Below are 15,117 nucleotides of genomic sequence, written 5' to 3'. Positions count from 1 at the left end.
GTTGCTCATGCTGCCTCCTCCACGACGACGGCGATCCGGCCGGTGGTCAGGCCGTCCGCGACCTTCTGCACGGCTGCGGCGGCCCCGCCGAGCGGCACGCGTTCGCTCACCAGTGGCTTGATCGCGCCCCGGGCGGCCAGCTCGGTGAGCTGCTCGTGGCAGTGCTGGACCAGCTTCGGGTTCTTGGTGTTGTACAGGCCCCAGTGCAGGCCGAGGATCGAGTAGTTCTTCACCAGGGCGTGGTTCAGCCCCGGGCTGGGGATCGTGCCGCTGGCGAAGCCGACGACCACGATGCGCCCCTCGAAGGCGACGGCCTTGGCGGACTGGGCGTAGGCCTCGCCGCCGACCGGGTCGTAGATCACGTCGGCGCCCCGGCCGCCGGTGGCCTCCTTGACCGCGGCGACGACGTCCTCGGAGCGCCGGTCGACCACGACGTCGCAGCCCAGCTCGCGGGCGACGGCCGCCTTCCCGGAGCCGCCGACGACACCGATGACGGTGGCGCCGGCGGCCTTCCCGAGCTGCACGGCCGCGCTGCCGACCCCTCCAGCGGCAGCGTGGACGAGCAGGGTCTCACCGGCCTCCAGACCGGCCCGGCGGTGCAGACCGAACCAGCCGGTCTGGTAGCCGATGTGCAGGGCCGCGGCCTCCGCGTCGTCCAGGGCGTCCGGCGCGGGCAGGAGGGCGGCGGAGTCCGCGACGGCGTACTCGGCGAAGCCGCCGTACGGCAGCGCCGGGTTGGCGATCACCCGGCGGCCGTCCTCGGTCTCGCCGCAGATCTCCACGCCCGGGGTGAAGGGCAGCGGCGGCCTGACCTGGTACTGACCCCGGCACAGGAGGGCGTCGGGGAAGTTGATGTTCGCGGCGCGCACCTTCAACAGGACCTGGCCGTCGGCGGGCGTGGGCGGTGCCACGTCTTCCAGCCGCATCACCTCACCCGGCTCGCCGTTCTCGTGCACTTGCCATGCCTGCATGCGGGGCCTCCACGGGACTGCGTCGACTGCGTCGTCTGACCGGGGTCGGTTCGCATACTAAGCGGTCGCTTGACGATCTGGGAACCGTCGGAGGACCCGGGAAACCGTCGGACGCGTCACTTCCGCTTCGGCCGTGCCCGCACATGCATCCGCTCCCCCTGCGGCCCGAACAGGCTGAGGAACTCCACGGGCCCCTCCCCTGTCGACCCGAACCAGTGCGGCACCCGGGTGTCGAACTCCGCGGCCTCCCCCGCCGTGAGCACCACATCGTGCTCGCCCAGCACCAGGCGCAGCTTGCCGGACAGCACGTACAGCCACTCGTAGCCCTCGTGCGTGCGCGGGTCGGGTTCCTGTCTGCGCTGAGGTTCCCGCACCTTGTAGGCCTGGAGGCCGCCGGGCTGTCGGGTGAGCGGCCAGTGCGTGCGGCCGAACATCTCGATCGGCGTGGACCGCACCCGCGGATCACCGGCCGACGGCGATCCGACCAGTTCGTCCAGGGCCACCTGGTGGGCCCGTGCGATCGGCAGCAGCAGCTCCAAACTGGGTTTGCGCAGGCCGGACTCCAGGCGCGACAGGGTGCTGACGGAGATGCCGGTGGTCTCGGAGAGCGCCGCCAGTGTCACCTCCCGCTCCTTGCGCAGCTGCCGCAGCCGGGGGCCGACGCCCGCGAGTACCTCGTCCGTGGTCATGGTCGTATTGCAGGTTCGGCAAACGGGTTTGTCAATACCGTGGCAGTGGGGCGACCCTCGGCAGTGGAGGTGGTCACCATGACCGAGAGGTACGCAGTCGTAGTCGTCGGCGGTGGTACGGCGGGCCTGTCCGCGGCTCTGGTGCTGGGCCGGGCCCGGCACCGCACGCTGGTCGTCGACGCGGGCGAGCCGCGCAACGCGCCCGCCGCGCACATGCAGGGCTATCTGTCGCGTGACGGGATGCCGCCCGGAGAGTTCCTCGACGTCGGCCGGGAGGAGATCGCGCGCTACGGCGTCGAGCTCGTGCGGGACCGGGTGGTGGAGGTGGACAAGGGCGAGGACTTCGCGGTGGTGCTGGCCGACGGGCGGACCGTGCGGGCCCGGCGGCTGGTGGTCGCCACCGGGCTGAAGGACGAGCTGCCGGCGGTCCCCGGGGTCGCCGAGCGGTTCGGCCGGGACGTGCTGCACTGCCCGTTCTGCCACGGCTGGGAGGTGCGCGACCAGCCGTTCGGGGTGCTGGCGTCCAGCCCGGCGAGCGTGCACCAGGCGCTGATCGTGTCCCAGTGGTCGAAGGACGTGCGGTTCTTCCTGCACACGGTCGCCGAGGAGGAGCTGTCCGACCAGGACCTGCGCCGGCTGGCCGCGGCCGGGGTGGACGTGGTGCCCGGCGAGGTCGCGGGGCTGGTGGTCGAGGACGACCGGCTCACCGGTGTCCGGCTCGCTGGGGACGCCCCCTCTGCGGGAGGGACGACGCACGCCCGCTCCGTGCTGTTCGTCAGCCCGCGCCCCGTCCCGCAGACCGGCCTGCTGGAGCGGCTCGGCGCCGAGCTGCACGAGACGCCGTTCGGCGCGTACCCGGTGGTCGACCCGACCGGGCTGACGACCGTCCCCGGCGTGTGGGCCGCGGGCAACGCGATCGGCTTCGCCGAGCAGGTCGTGCACGCGGCGAGCGGCGGCTACCGGGCGGCAGCCGCGATCGTCGGGGATCTGCTGATGACCGACCTCGACGCGGCTGTCCAGGAGTAGCGGCCGTCCAGGAGTGGAGGTGCCGCCTCCGCGATCGCCGGCGGCCGGACGGCGGACCGGATCCCCAGCCGTCCGGGTGTAGAGGCGGCCCCTCCGGTGCACCATGGCTGCATGCTGCTGCACCGGCTGGCCCGAGTGTCCCAGGAGGTCGCCGCCACCTCGGCGCGGTCCCGCAAGACGGCCCTGCTCGCGGAGCTCTTCCGGGACGCCGAGGCCGACGACGTGCCGATCGTCATCCCGTACCTGGCCGGACGGCTGCCGCAGGGCCGGATCGGCGTCGGCTGGAAGGTGCTGAGCCGCCCGGTCGCCCCCGCCGCCGAGCCGGGCCTGACCGTGCGGGACGTGGACGCCCGGCTGTCGGAGCTGGCCGAGGTGTCGGGCCCCGGCTCCCAGGCGGAACGGGCCCGGCTGGTCGGGGAGTTGATGGGCGCGGCCACCGAGGACGAGCAGCGGTTCCTGATCGGGCTGCTCACCGGCGAGGTGCGGCAGGGCGCGCTGGACGCCGTCGCGGTCGAGGGACTGGCCCAGGCGACCGGGGCGCCCCCGGCCGACGTACGGCGGGCCGTGATGCTCGCCGGCTCCCTCCAGACGGTGGCCGAGGCGCTGCTCGCGGACGGCCCCGCCGCCCTGGACCACTTCCGCCTCACCGTCGGCCGCCCGGTCTGGCCGATGCTGGCGCACAGTGCCTCCTCGGTCGCCGAGGCGGTGGACAAGCTCGGCGCCTGCGCGGTCGAGGAGAAGCTGGACGGCATCCGCGTCCAGGTGCACCGGGACGGCGACACGGTACGGCTCTACACCCGCACCCTCGACGACATCACCGACCGCCTGCCGGAAGTGACGGCCGCCGCGCTGGAGTTGCGGGGTGAGCGGTTCGTCCTCGACGGCGAGGTGATCTCCTTCGACGCGGGCGGCCGCCCCCGCTCGTTCCAGGAGACCGCCGGCCGCGTCGGCTCGCGCACGGACGTGGCGACGGCGGCACGCGCGGTGCCGGTCTCCCCCGTCTTCTTCGACGCGCTGTCCGTGGACGGCCACGACCTGCTCGACCTGCCGTTCGCCGAGCGGCACGCCGCGCTGGCCCGGCTGGTCCCCGAGCCGATGCGGGTGCGCCGCACCACGGTGTCCGGCCCGGACGACCTGCACACGGCGGAGGAGTTCCTCGCCGAGACCCTGAAGCGCGGCCACGAGGGCGTCGTCGCCAAGGCGCTGGACGCCCCCTACAGCGCGGGCCGGCGCGGCGCCTCCTGGCTCAAGGTCAAGCCCGTCCACACCCTCGACCTGGTCGTCCTGGCCGCCGAGTGGGGCCACGGCCGCCGCACCGGCAAGCTCTCCAACCTCCACCTGGGCGCCCGCACCGCCGACGGCGGCCTCGCCATGCTCGGCAAGACCTTCAAGGGGATGACCGACGCGATGCTCACCTGGCAGACCGAACGGCTTCAGCAGCTCGCCGTCGACGACAACGGCCACGTCGTGACCGTACGCCCGGAACTCGTCGTCGAGATCGCCTACGACGGCCTCCAGCGCTCCACCCGCTACCCGGCCGGCGTCACCCTGCGCTTCGCCCGCGTGGTCCGCTACCGGGAGGACAAGCGCCCCGAGGACGCCGACACGGTGGAGACGCTGCTGGCCGCGCACCCGGAGGTGAGCCCGTGAACCGCAGTGCCGGCCTGCTGCTCTTCCACCACAGCGACAACGGTCTCGACGTGCTGCTCGGCCACATGGGCGGCCCGTTCTTCGCCCGGCGCGACGCCGGCGCGTGGAGCATCCCCAAGGGCGAGTACGAGCCCGACGAGTCCGCCTGGGCCGCGGCCCGCCGCGAGTTCGAGGAGGAACTGGGGCTCCCCCCGCCCGACGGGCAGGCCCTCGCCCTGGGCGAGGTCCGGCAGACGGGCGGCAAGATCGTCACAGCCTGGGCGATCGAGGCGGACCTCGACCCGGCGACGATCGCGCCCGGCACGTTCCGGATGGAATGGCCGCCGAGGTCGGGACAGCTCCAGGAGTTCCCCGAGCTGGACCGGGTGGCGTGGTTCGGCCTCGACCGGGCCCGCGAGGTGATCGTCAAGGCGCAGGCGGCGTTTCTCGACCGCCTGGCGGAGCACTCGCTCTGAGGAGACGCTCCCGCGTTTGCGGTCCGCTCCGCCGCGCGGGAAGGTCGGACTAAGCCCGCTCCGAGGGAGGTCAGCCATGCCCATCGCAACGGTGAACCCGGCGAACGGCGAGACGCTCAAGACGTACGAGGCCATGGGCGAGGAGGAGATCGAGCGCCGGCTCCAGCTCGCGGAGGCCACGTTCCGCACGTACCGGACGACGACGTTCGACGAGCGCGCCCGGCTGATGAGGAAGGCCGCCGACCTCCTCGAAGAGGATCAACAGGACATCGCCCGGGTGATGACCACCGAGATGGGCAAGCCGATCCAGCAGGCCCGGGCCGAGGCGGCGAAGTGCGCCAAGGCGATGCGCTGGTACGCCGACCACGCCGAGGAGCTGCTCGCCGACGAGGAGCCCTCCGACGCCGACGTGAAGGACTCCGGCGCCTCGCGGGTGCGGGTGCGCTATCGGCCGCTGGGACCGGTGCTGGCGGTCATGCCGTGGAACTTCCCGCTGTGGCAGGTGGTCCGCTTCGCCGCGCCGGCCCTGATGGCGGGGAACGTGGGCCTGCTCAAACACGCCTCGAACGTCCCCCAGACCGCCCTCTACCTGGAGGACCTGTTCCACCGGGCGGGCTTCACGGAGGGCTGCTTCCAGACCCTGCTGATCGGCTCCGCCGCCGTCGACGACATCCTGCGCGACGAGCGGGTCAAGGCGGCCACCCTCACCGGCAGCGAGCCCGCGGGCCGCGCGGTCGCCTCCACCGCCGGGGAGATGGTCAAGAAGACGGTGCTGGAGCTGGGCGGCAGCGACCCCTTCGTCGTCATGCCCTCCGCCGACATCGACCGGGCCGCGAAGGTCGCGGTGACCGCGCGGGTGCAGAACACCGGGCAGTCCTGCATCGCCGCGAAGCGGTTCATCGTGCACACGGACGTCTACGACGCCTTCGCGGAGCGTTTCGCCGAGGGCATGAAGGCGCTGAAGGTCGGCGACCCGATGGCCGAGGACACCGAGGTCGGGCCGCTCTCCAGCGAGCAGGGACTGCGCGATCTGGAGGAGCTGGTCGACGACGCGGTGCGCGGCGGTGCGGAGGTTCTGTGCGGTGGCGAACGGCCCGACGGGCCGGGCTGGTACTACACGCCGACCATCCTCGCCGGCATCGACCGGGAGATGCGCATCCACCGGGAGGAGGCGTTCGGTCCGGTCGCGACGCTGTACCGGGCGGCCGACCTGGACGAGGCCGTGCTGATCGCGAACGACTCGCCGTTCGGACTGAGTTCGAACGTGTGGACGCGGGACGAAGCCGAGGTGGACCGGTTCGTGCGGGACCTGGAGGCGGGTGGTGTGTACGTCAACGGCATGACGGCCTCCCATCCGGCGTTCCCGTTCGGCGGAGTGAAGCGGTCCGGGTACGGGCGTGAGCTGTCCGGGCACGGAATCCGGGAGTTCTGCAACATCACGACCGTTTGGCACGGTGCGTGAGTGTTGCGGGGCTACGATCCCGTCTGTGAACCGCGAAGTGACTCTGCCTCTGATCGTCGACGACCGCGGGACCTTGCAGGTGGCTGCGGCCGATGTCAGCAAGCTGTTGCGGACGGTGGGGGGTCGGTGGGTGCGGCTTGTCGAGGCCGGGGAGTCGGGGCTCGACGAGGACACGGTCGCCGCGTTGACGATCGAGCTGGCGAAGTTGGCCGACCGTATTGATGTGGCTTGTATCGCGCACAGCAGTGGGGGTGCGACGTAGCAGAGGCGGCTGCGGGTGGGTTGTGGCTTCTCGCGCCCACGCGGCGGAGCCGCACGTCGACACAGCGCCGCGCCCCTGGGTCAGCTGTCCCAGCGTCGACCAGAAGCTCGCCTCGTACACCTGAAGCAGGCGGCCCTATGCGTGAGCTCGTGTCTCGTCGAGGCGCCCGGCGTTCACAGCCGCCTGCACCGCCGCCGCCGCCAGCTCCTCCAGCTCCGGGGACGGCTCCGCGAAGAAGTCGAAGAAGCCGCACGCCTCGTCCGTGAAGCCGTACTGCGTGCGCAGGGCCCGGGCGATGGTCGCGCAATAGCCTCCCCACGCGGAGAAGTTGGCGGTCAGGGCCAGGACGACGTCCGCCGGTGCGGCGTTGAGAGCCAGCCAGGCCACGTACGCGGGGTACTCCTGGCATCCCGGGAGCGGCTCGTACGCTGCCGTCCGTGTCTCGTGCACGCCGCACGCCCGGGCGAACGACGGCAACCGCTCCTCCGCCGACGCCTCGCCCTCCGCGAGCGTCCCGAAGAAGACCGCGGCCTCCGGGTCCCTCACGAGGGAGCGCTCCGCCAGATACCCGAAGGCCCGGCGGTCGGCGGGGATCACCCAGGACCGCTCCTCGGCGGTGTGCCCGGACTGCGGCTCGCCGTCCCCGCCGAGGAGGTGCCGTTCAAGAGGGGCGCGCTCGTCCGCGGCCCCGAGGCCCTGCCCGTGACGTGGTGAGCCGGCGACGACGATGCGAGGACCGCTCGTACCACCTGGCCGCGTCCGGGCCGGGCTCACCGCGGGTCAGGTCAGCTTCCACTCCCCCGTCTCGTCGGCGAAGCCGGAGTCCATCGCGAACTGGACCGTCGCCATCTTCGACGCCTTCGGCACCTCGAACACGACCCAGCCGAGCGCCTTCGCGCCGGGCTTCAGGCGGACGTCGGAGGACATGGACGGGCCGGCGGTGACGTCGGCGAAGGTGGACTGGAACTGCTGGCCCTGGTCGTCGGCGACCTGGGGGCCGTTCCGCGGGCTGTCCGAGTAGGTCTTGGTCCCCGTGTCGACGAGCTGGAACTGGACGGCGATCCAGCGGTTGCCCGACTCGGGAGCGGTGAACTCGTCGCCGGACTTGGCGTTGTCGACGACCTTGACGACGGTGACGTCCAGCTTGCTGCCGGCCTCCATGCCCTTCAGGGCGAGAGTGTCGCCGGGCTTGGCGGCCTCCGGTGCGGCGCTCGCCTTGGCGGCGGGCTTCTTCGCGGCCTGCTGCCCGCTGTCGGCCTTGGCGGACGCCTTGGCCTTGGGCTTGTCGACGACCGTGGCGCCGGAGCTGCACGCGGTGACCCTTCGGGGTCGCGGGCAGCCTCCGAGGGCCTTGTCGCGTCCGCCCCACAACGCGACGGCCCCCCGAGGAGAACGCCGGTTACCGGATCGTCAGGCCCGACAGCGTCCGCGCGATCACCAGGCGCTGGATCTCGCTGGTGCCTTCGAAGATCGTGTAGATCGCGGCGTCCCGGTGCATCCGCTCCACCGGGTACTCCCGCGTGTAGCCGTTGCCGCCGAGGATCTGGATCGCCTGGGCCGTTACCTTCTTGGCCGTCTCGCTGGCGAACAGCTTGGACATCGAACCCTCGGCCGCCGTGAACGGCTTGCCGTTGACGGCCATCCAGGAGGCGCGCCAGACGAGGAGCCGGGCCGCGTCGATGGACGTGCGCATGTCCGCGAGCTGGAAGGCCACGCCCTGGTTGTCGATGATCGGCCGTCCGAACTGCTCCCGGGTCTTGGCGTAGTCGAGGGCGACCTCGTACGCGGCCCGGGCGGTGCCGACCGCCATGGCGCCGACCGCCGGGCGGGACGCCTCGAACGTGGCCATCGCCGCGTTCTTCACGCGCTCCCCGCCCTGCTTGGCCTTCTCCCGCGCCCGGGCGAGCCGCTCGTCCAGCTTCTCCTTGCCGCCGAGCAGACAGGAGCCGGGGACACGCACATCGTCCAGGATGACCTCGGCGGTGTGCGAGGCCCGGATGCCGTGCTTCTTGAACTTCTGCCCCTGGGACAGGCCCTCGGTGCCCGGCGGGATGATGAAGGAGGCATGGCCCTTGGAGCCGAGCTCCGCGTCGACCACCGCGACCACGACATGGACGTTGGCGATGCCGCCGTTGGTCGCCCAGGTCTTGGTGCCGTTGATCACCCACTCGTCCTTGGCCTCGTCGTAGACCGCCCGGGTGCGCATGGAGGCCACATCGGAGCCGGCATCGGGCTCGGAGGAGCAGAAGGCGGCGACCTTGACGTCGTTGGCGTCGCCGTACATCTGCGGGATCCAGGTGCCGATCTGCTCCTCGGTGCCGTTGGCGAGGACGCCGACGGCGGCGAGACCGGTGCCGACGATGGACAGGGCTATGCCCGCGTCGCCCCAGAACAGCTCCTCCATCGCCATGGGGATGCCGAGACCGGTGGGGTCGAAGTACTGCTGGGCGTAGAAGTCCAGGGAGTAGATGCCGACCTTGGCGGCCTCCTGGATGACCGGCCAGGGAGTCTCCTCACGCTCGTCCCATTCGGCGGCCGCGGGGCGGATCACGTCGGCCGCGAAGCCGTGCAGCCAGTCCCGGACCTCCTTCTGTTCGTCGTTGAGCTCCATGGTGAACTCGGCCATGTCGGTCCCCTCCAGCGGCACACATACATGTTACTTGCGGTAACACCAGTCTGTTACCGGTGGGTAGTCCGCGTCAACTCCTACCGACCGGTCGGCACTCGTTCGATGTCTGGGGCATCTTTGAGTGTTAGTTTGCGCAGGCGTCATCGAAACAGCACGGGTGGGGAGAGCACATGGACACCACGCAGCGGACCGATCAGCAACGGTCCGCCGACCGCCGACGGCGTGAGCTGCTGGAAGCCGCCGACCGAGTGGTGCTGCGCGACGGTCCGCAAGCCTCGATGAACGCGATCGCGGCGGAGGCCGGCATCACCAAGCCGATCCTCTACCGGCACTTCGGCGACAAGGGCGGACTGTACGCCGCCCTCGCCAAACGGCACACGGACGCGCTGCTCGACTCGCTCCGGGCGGCGCTGGACGCTCCCGCGGAGCGGCGGGAGCGGGTCGAGGCGACGCTGGACACGTACCTCACGGCGATCGAGGCGCGCCCGCAGGTGTACCGGTTCCTGATGCATCCGGCGGAGGGGAGCCAGCCGGGGGATCAGGGGTTCGACGTCGGCAAGCACAGTGCGCCCCTGTTGCGGCGGATGGGCGAGGAGCTGGCCCAGGTCATCGAGGAGCGGCTGGATCTCGGGCCGGGTGGGCAGCAGCTGGCGCGGGTGTGGGGGCATGGCATCGTCGGCATGATGCATGCGGCCGGGGATTGGTGGCTGGGGGAACGGCCTTGTTCTCGTGCGGAGTTGGTGCGGAGTCTGGCTGATCTGCTGTGGGGGCGCCTTGCGGCCGCGGGGGATCGGGTGGGCGGCCCCGGGTTCTGAACGTCGTGTGTCGTGTGCGGGCCGGTGGGGGCCGGCCGCGCCCACGCGGCGGAGCCGCACATTGGACACAGCCCCGCGCCCTCGGGGCACCAGCACTCAGGCATTCCAGGAGGCCCGGGCCACCTGGCGCATCAGCTTGCGGTGGCGCCGGCCGCTCAGACGGTCCGCGTAGATGCGGCCCTCCACGTGGTCGTACTCGTGCTGGAGGCAGCGGGCGAAGAAGCCCGTGCCGTGGACCGTGATCGGGTCGCCGGTCATCGTGAAACCCTCGACCACCGCGTGGTCGTAACGTTCCGTGGCCGCTTCCAGGCCCGGCAGGGACAGGCAGCCCTCCGGGCCCCGGATCACCACGCCGTCCGCCTCGGCCAGGCGCGGGTTGACCACATGCCCCAGGTGCCGGACATCCTCGTCGTCGGGGCAGTCGTAGACGAAGACCCGCAGCGGCTCGCCGATCTGGTTGGCGGCGAGGCCGACGCCCTGGGCCGCGTACATGGTTGCGAACAAGTCCTCCACGAGGCGGGCCAGTTCGGGGCCGAAGTCGGTGACCTCCGCGCAGGGTGTGTGCAGGAGCGGGTCGCCGTGCAGGGTGAGGGGTCTCACGTGGCCGTGGGCGCCGGGGATGGAGCTGTTTCGCATGGCGGCAAGAGTAAGGTCCCTGTCATTCCGCGCCTCCCACACGAGTTCACCACAGTGCCTCGGTTCGGGAGTGCTAATGGATCTCGATAGGCTGAGGTCCACACCACGTGGCCGTCAGGCTTCAAGGCGCGGCGCGTACGCAAGGAGGATCGAGAACTGATGGCAGGCAACTCGGACCCGCTCTCGCCGCGGGCCAAGCTGGCCGTGACCGCGGGCAAGGCGGTCGCGGCGGCATCCCGCGCCGCGGGGCGCGGCAGCGGTTCGGTGATCGGCGGCCGGGTGGCGCTCAAGCTCGACCCCGACCTCCTCGCCCGGCTCGCGCAGAACCTGGACGTGATCCTGGTCTCGGCGACGAACGGCAAGACCACGACCACCCGGCTCATCGCCGAGGCCCTGCGCGCGGCGGGACCGGTCGTCTCCAACGCGCTCGGCGCCAACATGCCGGCCGGCATCACCTCGGCGCTCGCGGGCAGCTCGGACGCCCGGTACGGCGTGATCGAGGTCGACGAGAAGTACCTCGCCGGCGTCGCCCGGGACACCGCGCCGAAGTGCATCGCCCTGCTCAACCTCTCCCGCGACCAGCTCGACCGCGCCGCCGAGACCCGCATGCTCGCCGAGAACTGGCGGGAGGGGCTCGCCGGTTCCAAGGCCGTGGTGGTGGCCAACTGCGACGACCCGCTGGTGGTGTGGGCGGCGTCCTCCTCCCCCAATGTGATCTGGGTCGCCGCCGGGCAGATGTGGAAGGACGACGCCTGGTCCTGCCCGTCGTGCGGTGGCGTGATGCAGCGCCCGGGCGACGACTGGTACTGCGGCGAGTGCGGATTCCGCCGTCCGACGCCGAGCTGGGCGCTCTCCGGCGACCACGTCCTGGACCCGCACGGCTCCGCCTGGCCGATCCACCTCCAGCTGCCCGGCCGCGCCAACAAGGCCAACGCCGCCTCCTCCGCCGCCGTCGCCGCCGTGTTCGGTGTGCCGCCGCAGGTCGCGCTGGAACGCATGTACCAGGTGCAGGCGGTGGCCGGCCGGTACGACGTCGTCCAGTTCCAGGGCCGTGACCTCAGGCTCCTCCTGGCGAAGAACCCGGCCGGCTGGCTGGAGACGTTCTCCCTGATCGATCCGCCGCCCGCCCCGGTCATCCTGTCCGTGAACGCGCGCTCCGCCGACGGCACCGACACCTCCTGGCTGTGGGACGTCGACTACACGCGTCTGACCGGCCACCCGATCTGCGTCGTCGGCGACCGGCGGCTGGACCTCGCGGTGCGCCTGGAGGTCGCCGACCAGCACTTCCAGGTGTACGAGAACCTCGACCAGGCGGTGCAGGCGTGCCCGCCGGGACGGATCGAGGTCATCGCCAACTACACGGCGTTCCAGGACCTGCGGCGCCGGGTCGGCAACTGAGCACGAGACGTCAGGGGACTTTTGTGAGCGACAACCAACTGCGGGTCGTCTGGATCTATCCCGACCTGCTCAGCACCTACGGCGACCAGGGCAACGTCCTCGTCGTTCAGCGCCGGGCCCAGCAGCGCGGCCTGGACGTGGCGCGGCTGGACGTGCGCAGCGACCAGGCGATCCCGACCTCCGGCGACATCTACCTGATCGGCGGCGGCGAGGACCGGCCGCAGCGGCTCGCGGCCGAGCGGCTGCGCCGGGACGGCGGACTGACCCGGGCCGTGGAGAACGGCGCCATCGTCTTCTCCGTGTGCGCCGGCTACCAGATCCTCGGGCACGAGTTCATCAACGACCTCGGCCAGCGCGAGCCCGGCCTCGGCCTGCTGGACGTGGTCTCTGTGCGCGGCGAGGGCGCGCGGTGCGTCGGTGACGTGCTGGGCGACATCGACCCGCGCCTCGGCCTGCCCCCGCTGACCGGCTTCGAGAACCACCAGGGCGTCACCCACCTCGGCCCCACCGCCCGCCCGCTCGCCCGGGTGCGGTTCGGCAACGGCAACGGCACGGGCGACGGCACGGAGGGCGCGTTCAACGACACCGTCTTCGGCACGTACATGCACGGCCCGGTGCTGGCGCGCAACCCGCTGATCGCGGACCTGCTGCTGAAGCTGGCCCTCGACGTCAACGCGCTGCCGCCGACGGACGACCGCTGGTACGAGGCGCTTCGCAACGAGCGCATCGCGGCCGCGCAGCAGCCTGCCTAGACCGACAGGGTGCGTTCAGCACGCGTCAACCTGCTGGTCAACAGCCCGTATGACGGCGCATCCGCACAGGTGAGCGGGGTCGTCCAGCAGGCGGACGCGTGCTTCGGTCCGGCCCCTCGATGCCGCTAGGGTGGCGGGGATTCGAGCCGGACAACGTGGTCCGGTCCCGGCCCACGTTGAGAAGGTTTTCGGGCTATGCGCATTGGTGTCCTCACGTCCGGCGGCGACTGCCCCGGCCTGAACGCCGTCATCCGGTCCGTCGTGCACCGCGCCGTCGTCGACCACGGCGACGAGGTCATCGGCTTTCGGGACGGCTGGAAGGGCCTTCTGGAGTGCGACTACCTCAAGCTCGACCTTGACGCGGTGGGTGGCATCCTCGCCCGCGGCGGCACGATTCTGGGGTCCTCCCGGGTCCAGCCCTCCCATCTGCGGGACGGTGTGGAGCGGGCCAAGGGCCATGTCGAGGAGCTCGGCCTCGACGCGATCATCCCCATCGGCGGCGAGGGCACGCTCAAGGCCGCGCGGCTGATGTCGGACAGCGGTCTGCCCGTCGTGGGTGTGCCGAAGACCATCGACAACGACATCGCGGTCACGGACGTCACGTTCGGCTTCGACACGGCCGTCGGGGTGGCGACCGAGGCCCTGGACCGGCTGAAGACCACCGCCGAGTCCCACCAGCGGGTCCTGGTGGTCGAGGTCATGGGCCGGCACACCGGCTGGATCGCGCTGCACTCCGGGATGGCGGCCGGCGCGCACGCCATCGTCGTACCCGAACGCCCCTTCGATATAGAGGAACTGACCCGGCGGGTCGGCGAGCGGTTCGAGGCGGGCAAGCGCTTCGCGATCGTGGTGGCGGCGGAGGGGGCCAAGCCCCGGGCCGGGACCATGGAGTTCGACGAGGGCGGCAAGGACATCTACGGGCACGAGCGGTTCGCCGGGATCGCCCGTCAGCTGTCCGTCGAGCTGGAGGGGCGGCTGGGTAAGGAAGCCCGGCCGGTGATCCTCGGGCATGTGCAGCGGGGTGGGACGCCCACCGCGTACGACCGGGTGCTGGCCACGCGGTTCGGGTGGCACGCGGTGGAGGCCGTGCACCGGGGCGAGTTCGGGCAGATGACCGCGCTGCGGGGCACCGACATCGTGATGGTGTCGTTGGCCGAGGCCGTGGAGACGCTGAAGACCGTGCCGGAGGACCGGTACGCCGAGGCGGAGTGCGTTCTCTGAGGTAGTGCTCGGTTGCCGGGTGCGGGGCTGTGTGTGGCTGGTCGCGCAGTTCCCCGCGCCCCATAGGGACGCCGAACCGCCCCCGGTCGTAGTTCTGACCGGGGGCGGTTCTACTCTTGTGGGCGGACAACTTGCTGCACACCCCCACGAAACAGGAGCCGGCGGTATGGATCACAGCGGGCACGGCATGACCATGGATCTGCCGCCGTTCACGCTGGGACGAGGGCTGGAGTGGTCGGCGGACCCGTTCTTCCTCGTCGCCTGCCTGGCCGGGCTGGCGCTGTACGGGTGGGGGGTCGTGCGGCTGGTGCGGCGCGGGGACAAGTGGCCGGTGGGGCGGACCGTCGCCTTCGTCATCGGCGTGCTGAGCATCGTGCTCATGATGTGCACCCGGCTGAACGACTACGGCATGGTCATGTTCAGCGTGCACATGGTGCAGCACATGGTGATCAGCATGGTGTCGCCGATCCTGATCCTGCTCGGGGCGCCGATCACGCTGGCGCTGCGGGCGCTGCCGACGGCGGGGCGGGGCCGCAAGGGGCCGCGTGAGCTGCTGCAGATGTTCCTGCACAGCCACTACATGCGGATCGTCACCCACCCGGCGTTCACGATCCCGCTGTTCATCGCCAGCCTGTACGGGCTGTACTTCACACCACTGTTCGACTTCCTGATGGGCTCCACGACGGGGCACGTCGCGATGATGGTGCACTTCCTCGCCGTGGGCCTGGTGTTCTTCTGGCCGATCATGGGCGTGGACCCGGGCCCGCACCGGCCGGGCTATCTGATGCGGATGCTGGAGCTGTTCGCGGGCATGCCGTTCCACGCGTTCTTCGGGATCGCCCTGATGATGGCGTCCGAGCCGATGGTCGAGACGTTCAAGAACCCGCCCGCCTCGCTCGGCATCGAAGCGCTCTCCGACCAGAACGCGGCGGGCGGCATCGCCTGGGCGTTCAGCGAGATCCCGTCCGTGCTGGTGCTGGTCGCGCTGCTGTTCCAGTGGTACGCCTCGGACCAGCGTCAGGCCAAGCGCGAGGACCGGGCCGCCGACCGCGACGGGGACAAGGAACTCGAGGCGTACAACGCCTATTTGAGCTCGCTGCACGCACGCGGGAACTGACTTTTCCCACGCCCCGGGCCGCCTGTTTCTCCTC

General features: G+C 71.3%; 16 protein-coding genes. 10 read left to right on the top strand and 6 right to left on the bottom strand.

The genetic code is table 11. The features are described from left to right. Positions 1–5 precede the first annotated feature (5 nt). Both AC07F0_RS26135 and AC07F0_RS26130 read right to left on the bottom strand, forming a co-directional pair. The gene (locus tag AC07F0_RS26135; protein WP_478982317.1) at positions 6–971 is read right to left on the bottom strand and encodes an NADPH:quinone oxidoreductase family protein; all 966 of its coding nucleotides are present in this window, start codon (positions 969–971) and stop codon (positions 6–8) included. A gap of 116 nt (positions 972–1,087) precedes the next feature. Continuing rightward, complete coding sequence (locus tag AC07F0_RS26130; RefSeq protein WP_478982315.1) at positions 1,088–1,660, bottom strand: helix-turn-helix domain-containing protein; 573 nt, start codon at positions 1,658–1,660, stop codon at positions 1,088–1,090. 78 nt (positions 1,661–1,738) lie between these two features. Here AC07F0_RS26130 and AC07F0_RS26125 point away from each other — a divergent pair, with 78 nt between their 5' ends. The 5 genes from AC07F0_RS26125 to AC07F0_RS26105 all read left to right on the top strand — a co-directional run bounded on the left by AC07F0_RS26125 (position 1,739) and on the right by AC07F0_RS26105 (position 6,515). Further along, entirely contained in the window at positions 1,739–2,686 is a 948-nt protein-coding gene (locus AC07F0_RS26125) for an NAD(P)/FAD-dependent oxidoreductase (RefSeq protein WP_478982313.1), read from the top strand. Positions 2,687–2,797: 111 nt separating this feature from the next. Beyond that, entirely contained in the window at positions 2,798–4,336 is a 1,539-nt protein-coding gene (locus tag AC07F0_RS26120; RefSeq protein ID WP_478982311.1) for an ATP-dependent DNA ligase, read from the top strand. Beyond that, positions 4,333–4,791 carry an NUDIX hydrolase gene (locus tag AC07F0_RS26115; protein WP_478982309.1) on the top strand — a complete coding sequence of 153 codons (459 nt, stop codon included), beginning with the start codon at positions 4,333–4,335 and terminating at the stop codon, positions 4,789–4,791. The genes AC07F0_RS26120 and AC07F0_RS26115 overlap by 4 nt, the downstream gene beginning before the upstream one ends. A 76-nt stretch (positions 4,792–4,867) precedes the next feature. Then, the gene (locus AC07F0_RS26110) at positions 4,868–6,253 is read left to right on the top strand and encodes an NADP-dependent succinic semialdehyde dehydrogenase (RefSeq protein WP_478982307.1); all 1,386 of its coding nucleotides are present in this window, start codon (positions 4,868–4,870) and stop codon (positions 6,251–6,253) included. Between the two features lie 25 nt (positions 6,254–6,278). Then, entirely contained in the window at positions 6,279–6,515 is a 237-nt protein-coding gene (locus AC07F0_RS26105) for a DUF6213 family protein (RefSeq protein ID WP_059417701.1), read from the top strand. Positions 6,516–6,650: 135 nt separating this feature from the next. Here the strand turns inward: AC07F0_RS26105 and AC07F0_RS26100 are convergent, their stop codons facing one another. The 3 genes from AC07F0_RS26100 to AC07F0_RS26090 form a co-directional block, all read right to left on the bottom strand. Next, positions 6,651–7,112 (bottom strand): hypothetical protein, encoded by a 462-nt coding sequence (locus AC07F0_RS26100; RefSeq protein WP_478982553.1) that lies wholly within the window; start codon positions 7,110–7,112, stop codon positions 6,651–6,653. A 183-nt stretch (positions 7,113–7,295) separates the two neighbouring features. Next, positions 7,296–7,886, bottom strand: coding sequence for a DUF4352 domain-containing protein (locus AC07F0_RS26095; RefSeq protein ID WP_478982305.1), 591 nt, complete (start codon positions 7,884–7,886; stop codon positions 7,296–7,298). Between the two features lie 28 nt (positions 7,887–7,914). After that, entirely contained in the window at positions 7,915–9,141 is a 1,227-nt protein-coding gene (locus AC07F0_RS26090) for an acyl-CoA dehydrogenase family protein (protein ID WP_478982537.1), read from the bottom strand. Positions 9,142–9,314: 173 nt separating this feature from the next. On the opposite strand from AC07F0_RS26090, the gene AC07F0_RS26085 reads away from it, so the two are divergent. After that, positions 9,315–9,959, top strand: a complete 645-nt coding sequence (locus tag AC07F0_RS26085) for a TetR/AcrR family transcriptional regulator (protein ID WP_436731199.1) — start codon at positions 9,315–9,317, stop codon at positions 9,957–9,959. Positions 9,960–10,055: 96 nt separating this feature from the next. Here AC07F0_RS26085 and def read toward each other — a convergent pair whose 3' ends face one another. Then, the gene (gene def, locus AC07F0_RS26080) at positions 10,056–10,595 is read right to left on the bottom strand and encodes a peptide deformylase (RefSeq protein ID WP_478982303.1); all 540 of its coding nucleotides are present in this window, start codon (positions 10,593–10,595) and stop codon (positions 10,056–10,058) included. Between the two features lie 159 nt (positions 10,596–10,754). Between def and AC07F0_RS26075 the strand changes: the two genes are divergently transcribed. The 4 genes from AC07F0_RS26075 (at position 10,755) to AC07F0_RS26060 (ending at position 15,083) form a co-directional block, all read left to right on the top strand. Next, positions 10,755–11,993: a MurT ligase domain-containing protein gene (locus AC07F0_RS26075; protein WP_010041034.1), complete on the top strand. Its 1,239-nt coding sequence runs from the start codon at positions 10,755–10,757 to the stop codon at positions 11,991–11,993. A gap of 23 nt (positions 11,994–12,016) precedes the next feature. Beyond that, positions 12,017–12,745 (top strand): type 1 glutamine amidotransferase, encoded by a 729-nt coding sequence (locus AC07F0_RS26070; RefSeq protein ID WP_150479444.1) that lies wholly within the window; start codon positions 12,017–12,019, stop codon positions 12,743–12,745. A gap of 195 nt (positions 12,746–12,940) precedes the next feature. Continuing rightward, positions 12,941–13,966: a 6-phosphofructokinase gene (locus AC07F0_RS26065; protein ID WP_150479445.1), complete on the top strand. Its 1,026-nt coding sequence runs from the start codon at positions 12,941–12,943 to the stop codon at positions 13,964–13,966. 166 nt (positions 13,967–14,132) lie between these two features. After that, positions 14,133–15,083: a cytochrome c oxidase assembly protein gene (locus tag AC07F0_RS26060; RefSeq protein ID WP_478982301.1), complete on the top strand. Its 951-nt coding sequence runs from the start codon at positions 14,133–14,135 to the stop codon at positions 15,081–15,083. Positions 15,084–15,117: the final 34 nt, after the last annotated feature.

Source organism: Streptomyces sp. NPDC045955, from assembly GCF_056430805.1.
The sequence above is the reverse complement of the archived record's forward strand: the minus strand, read 5'-3'. Positions and strand labels throughout refer to the sequence as shown.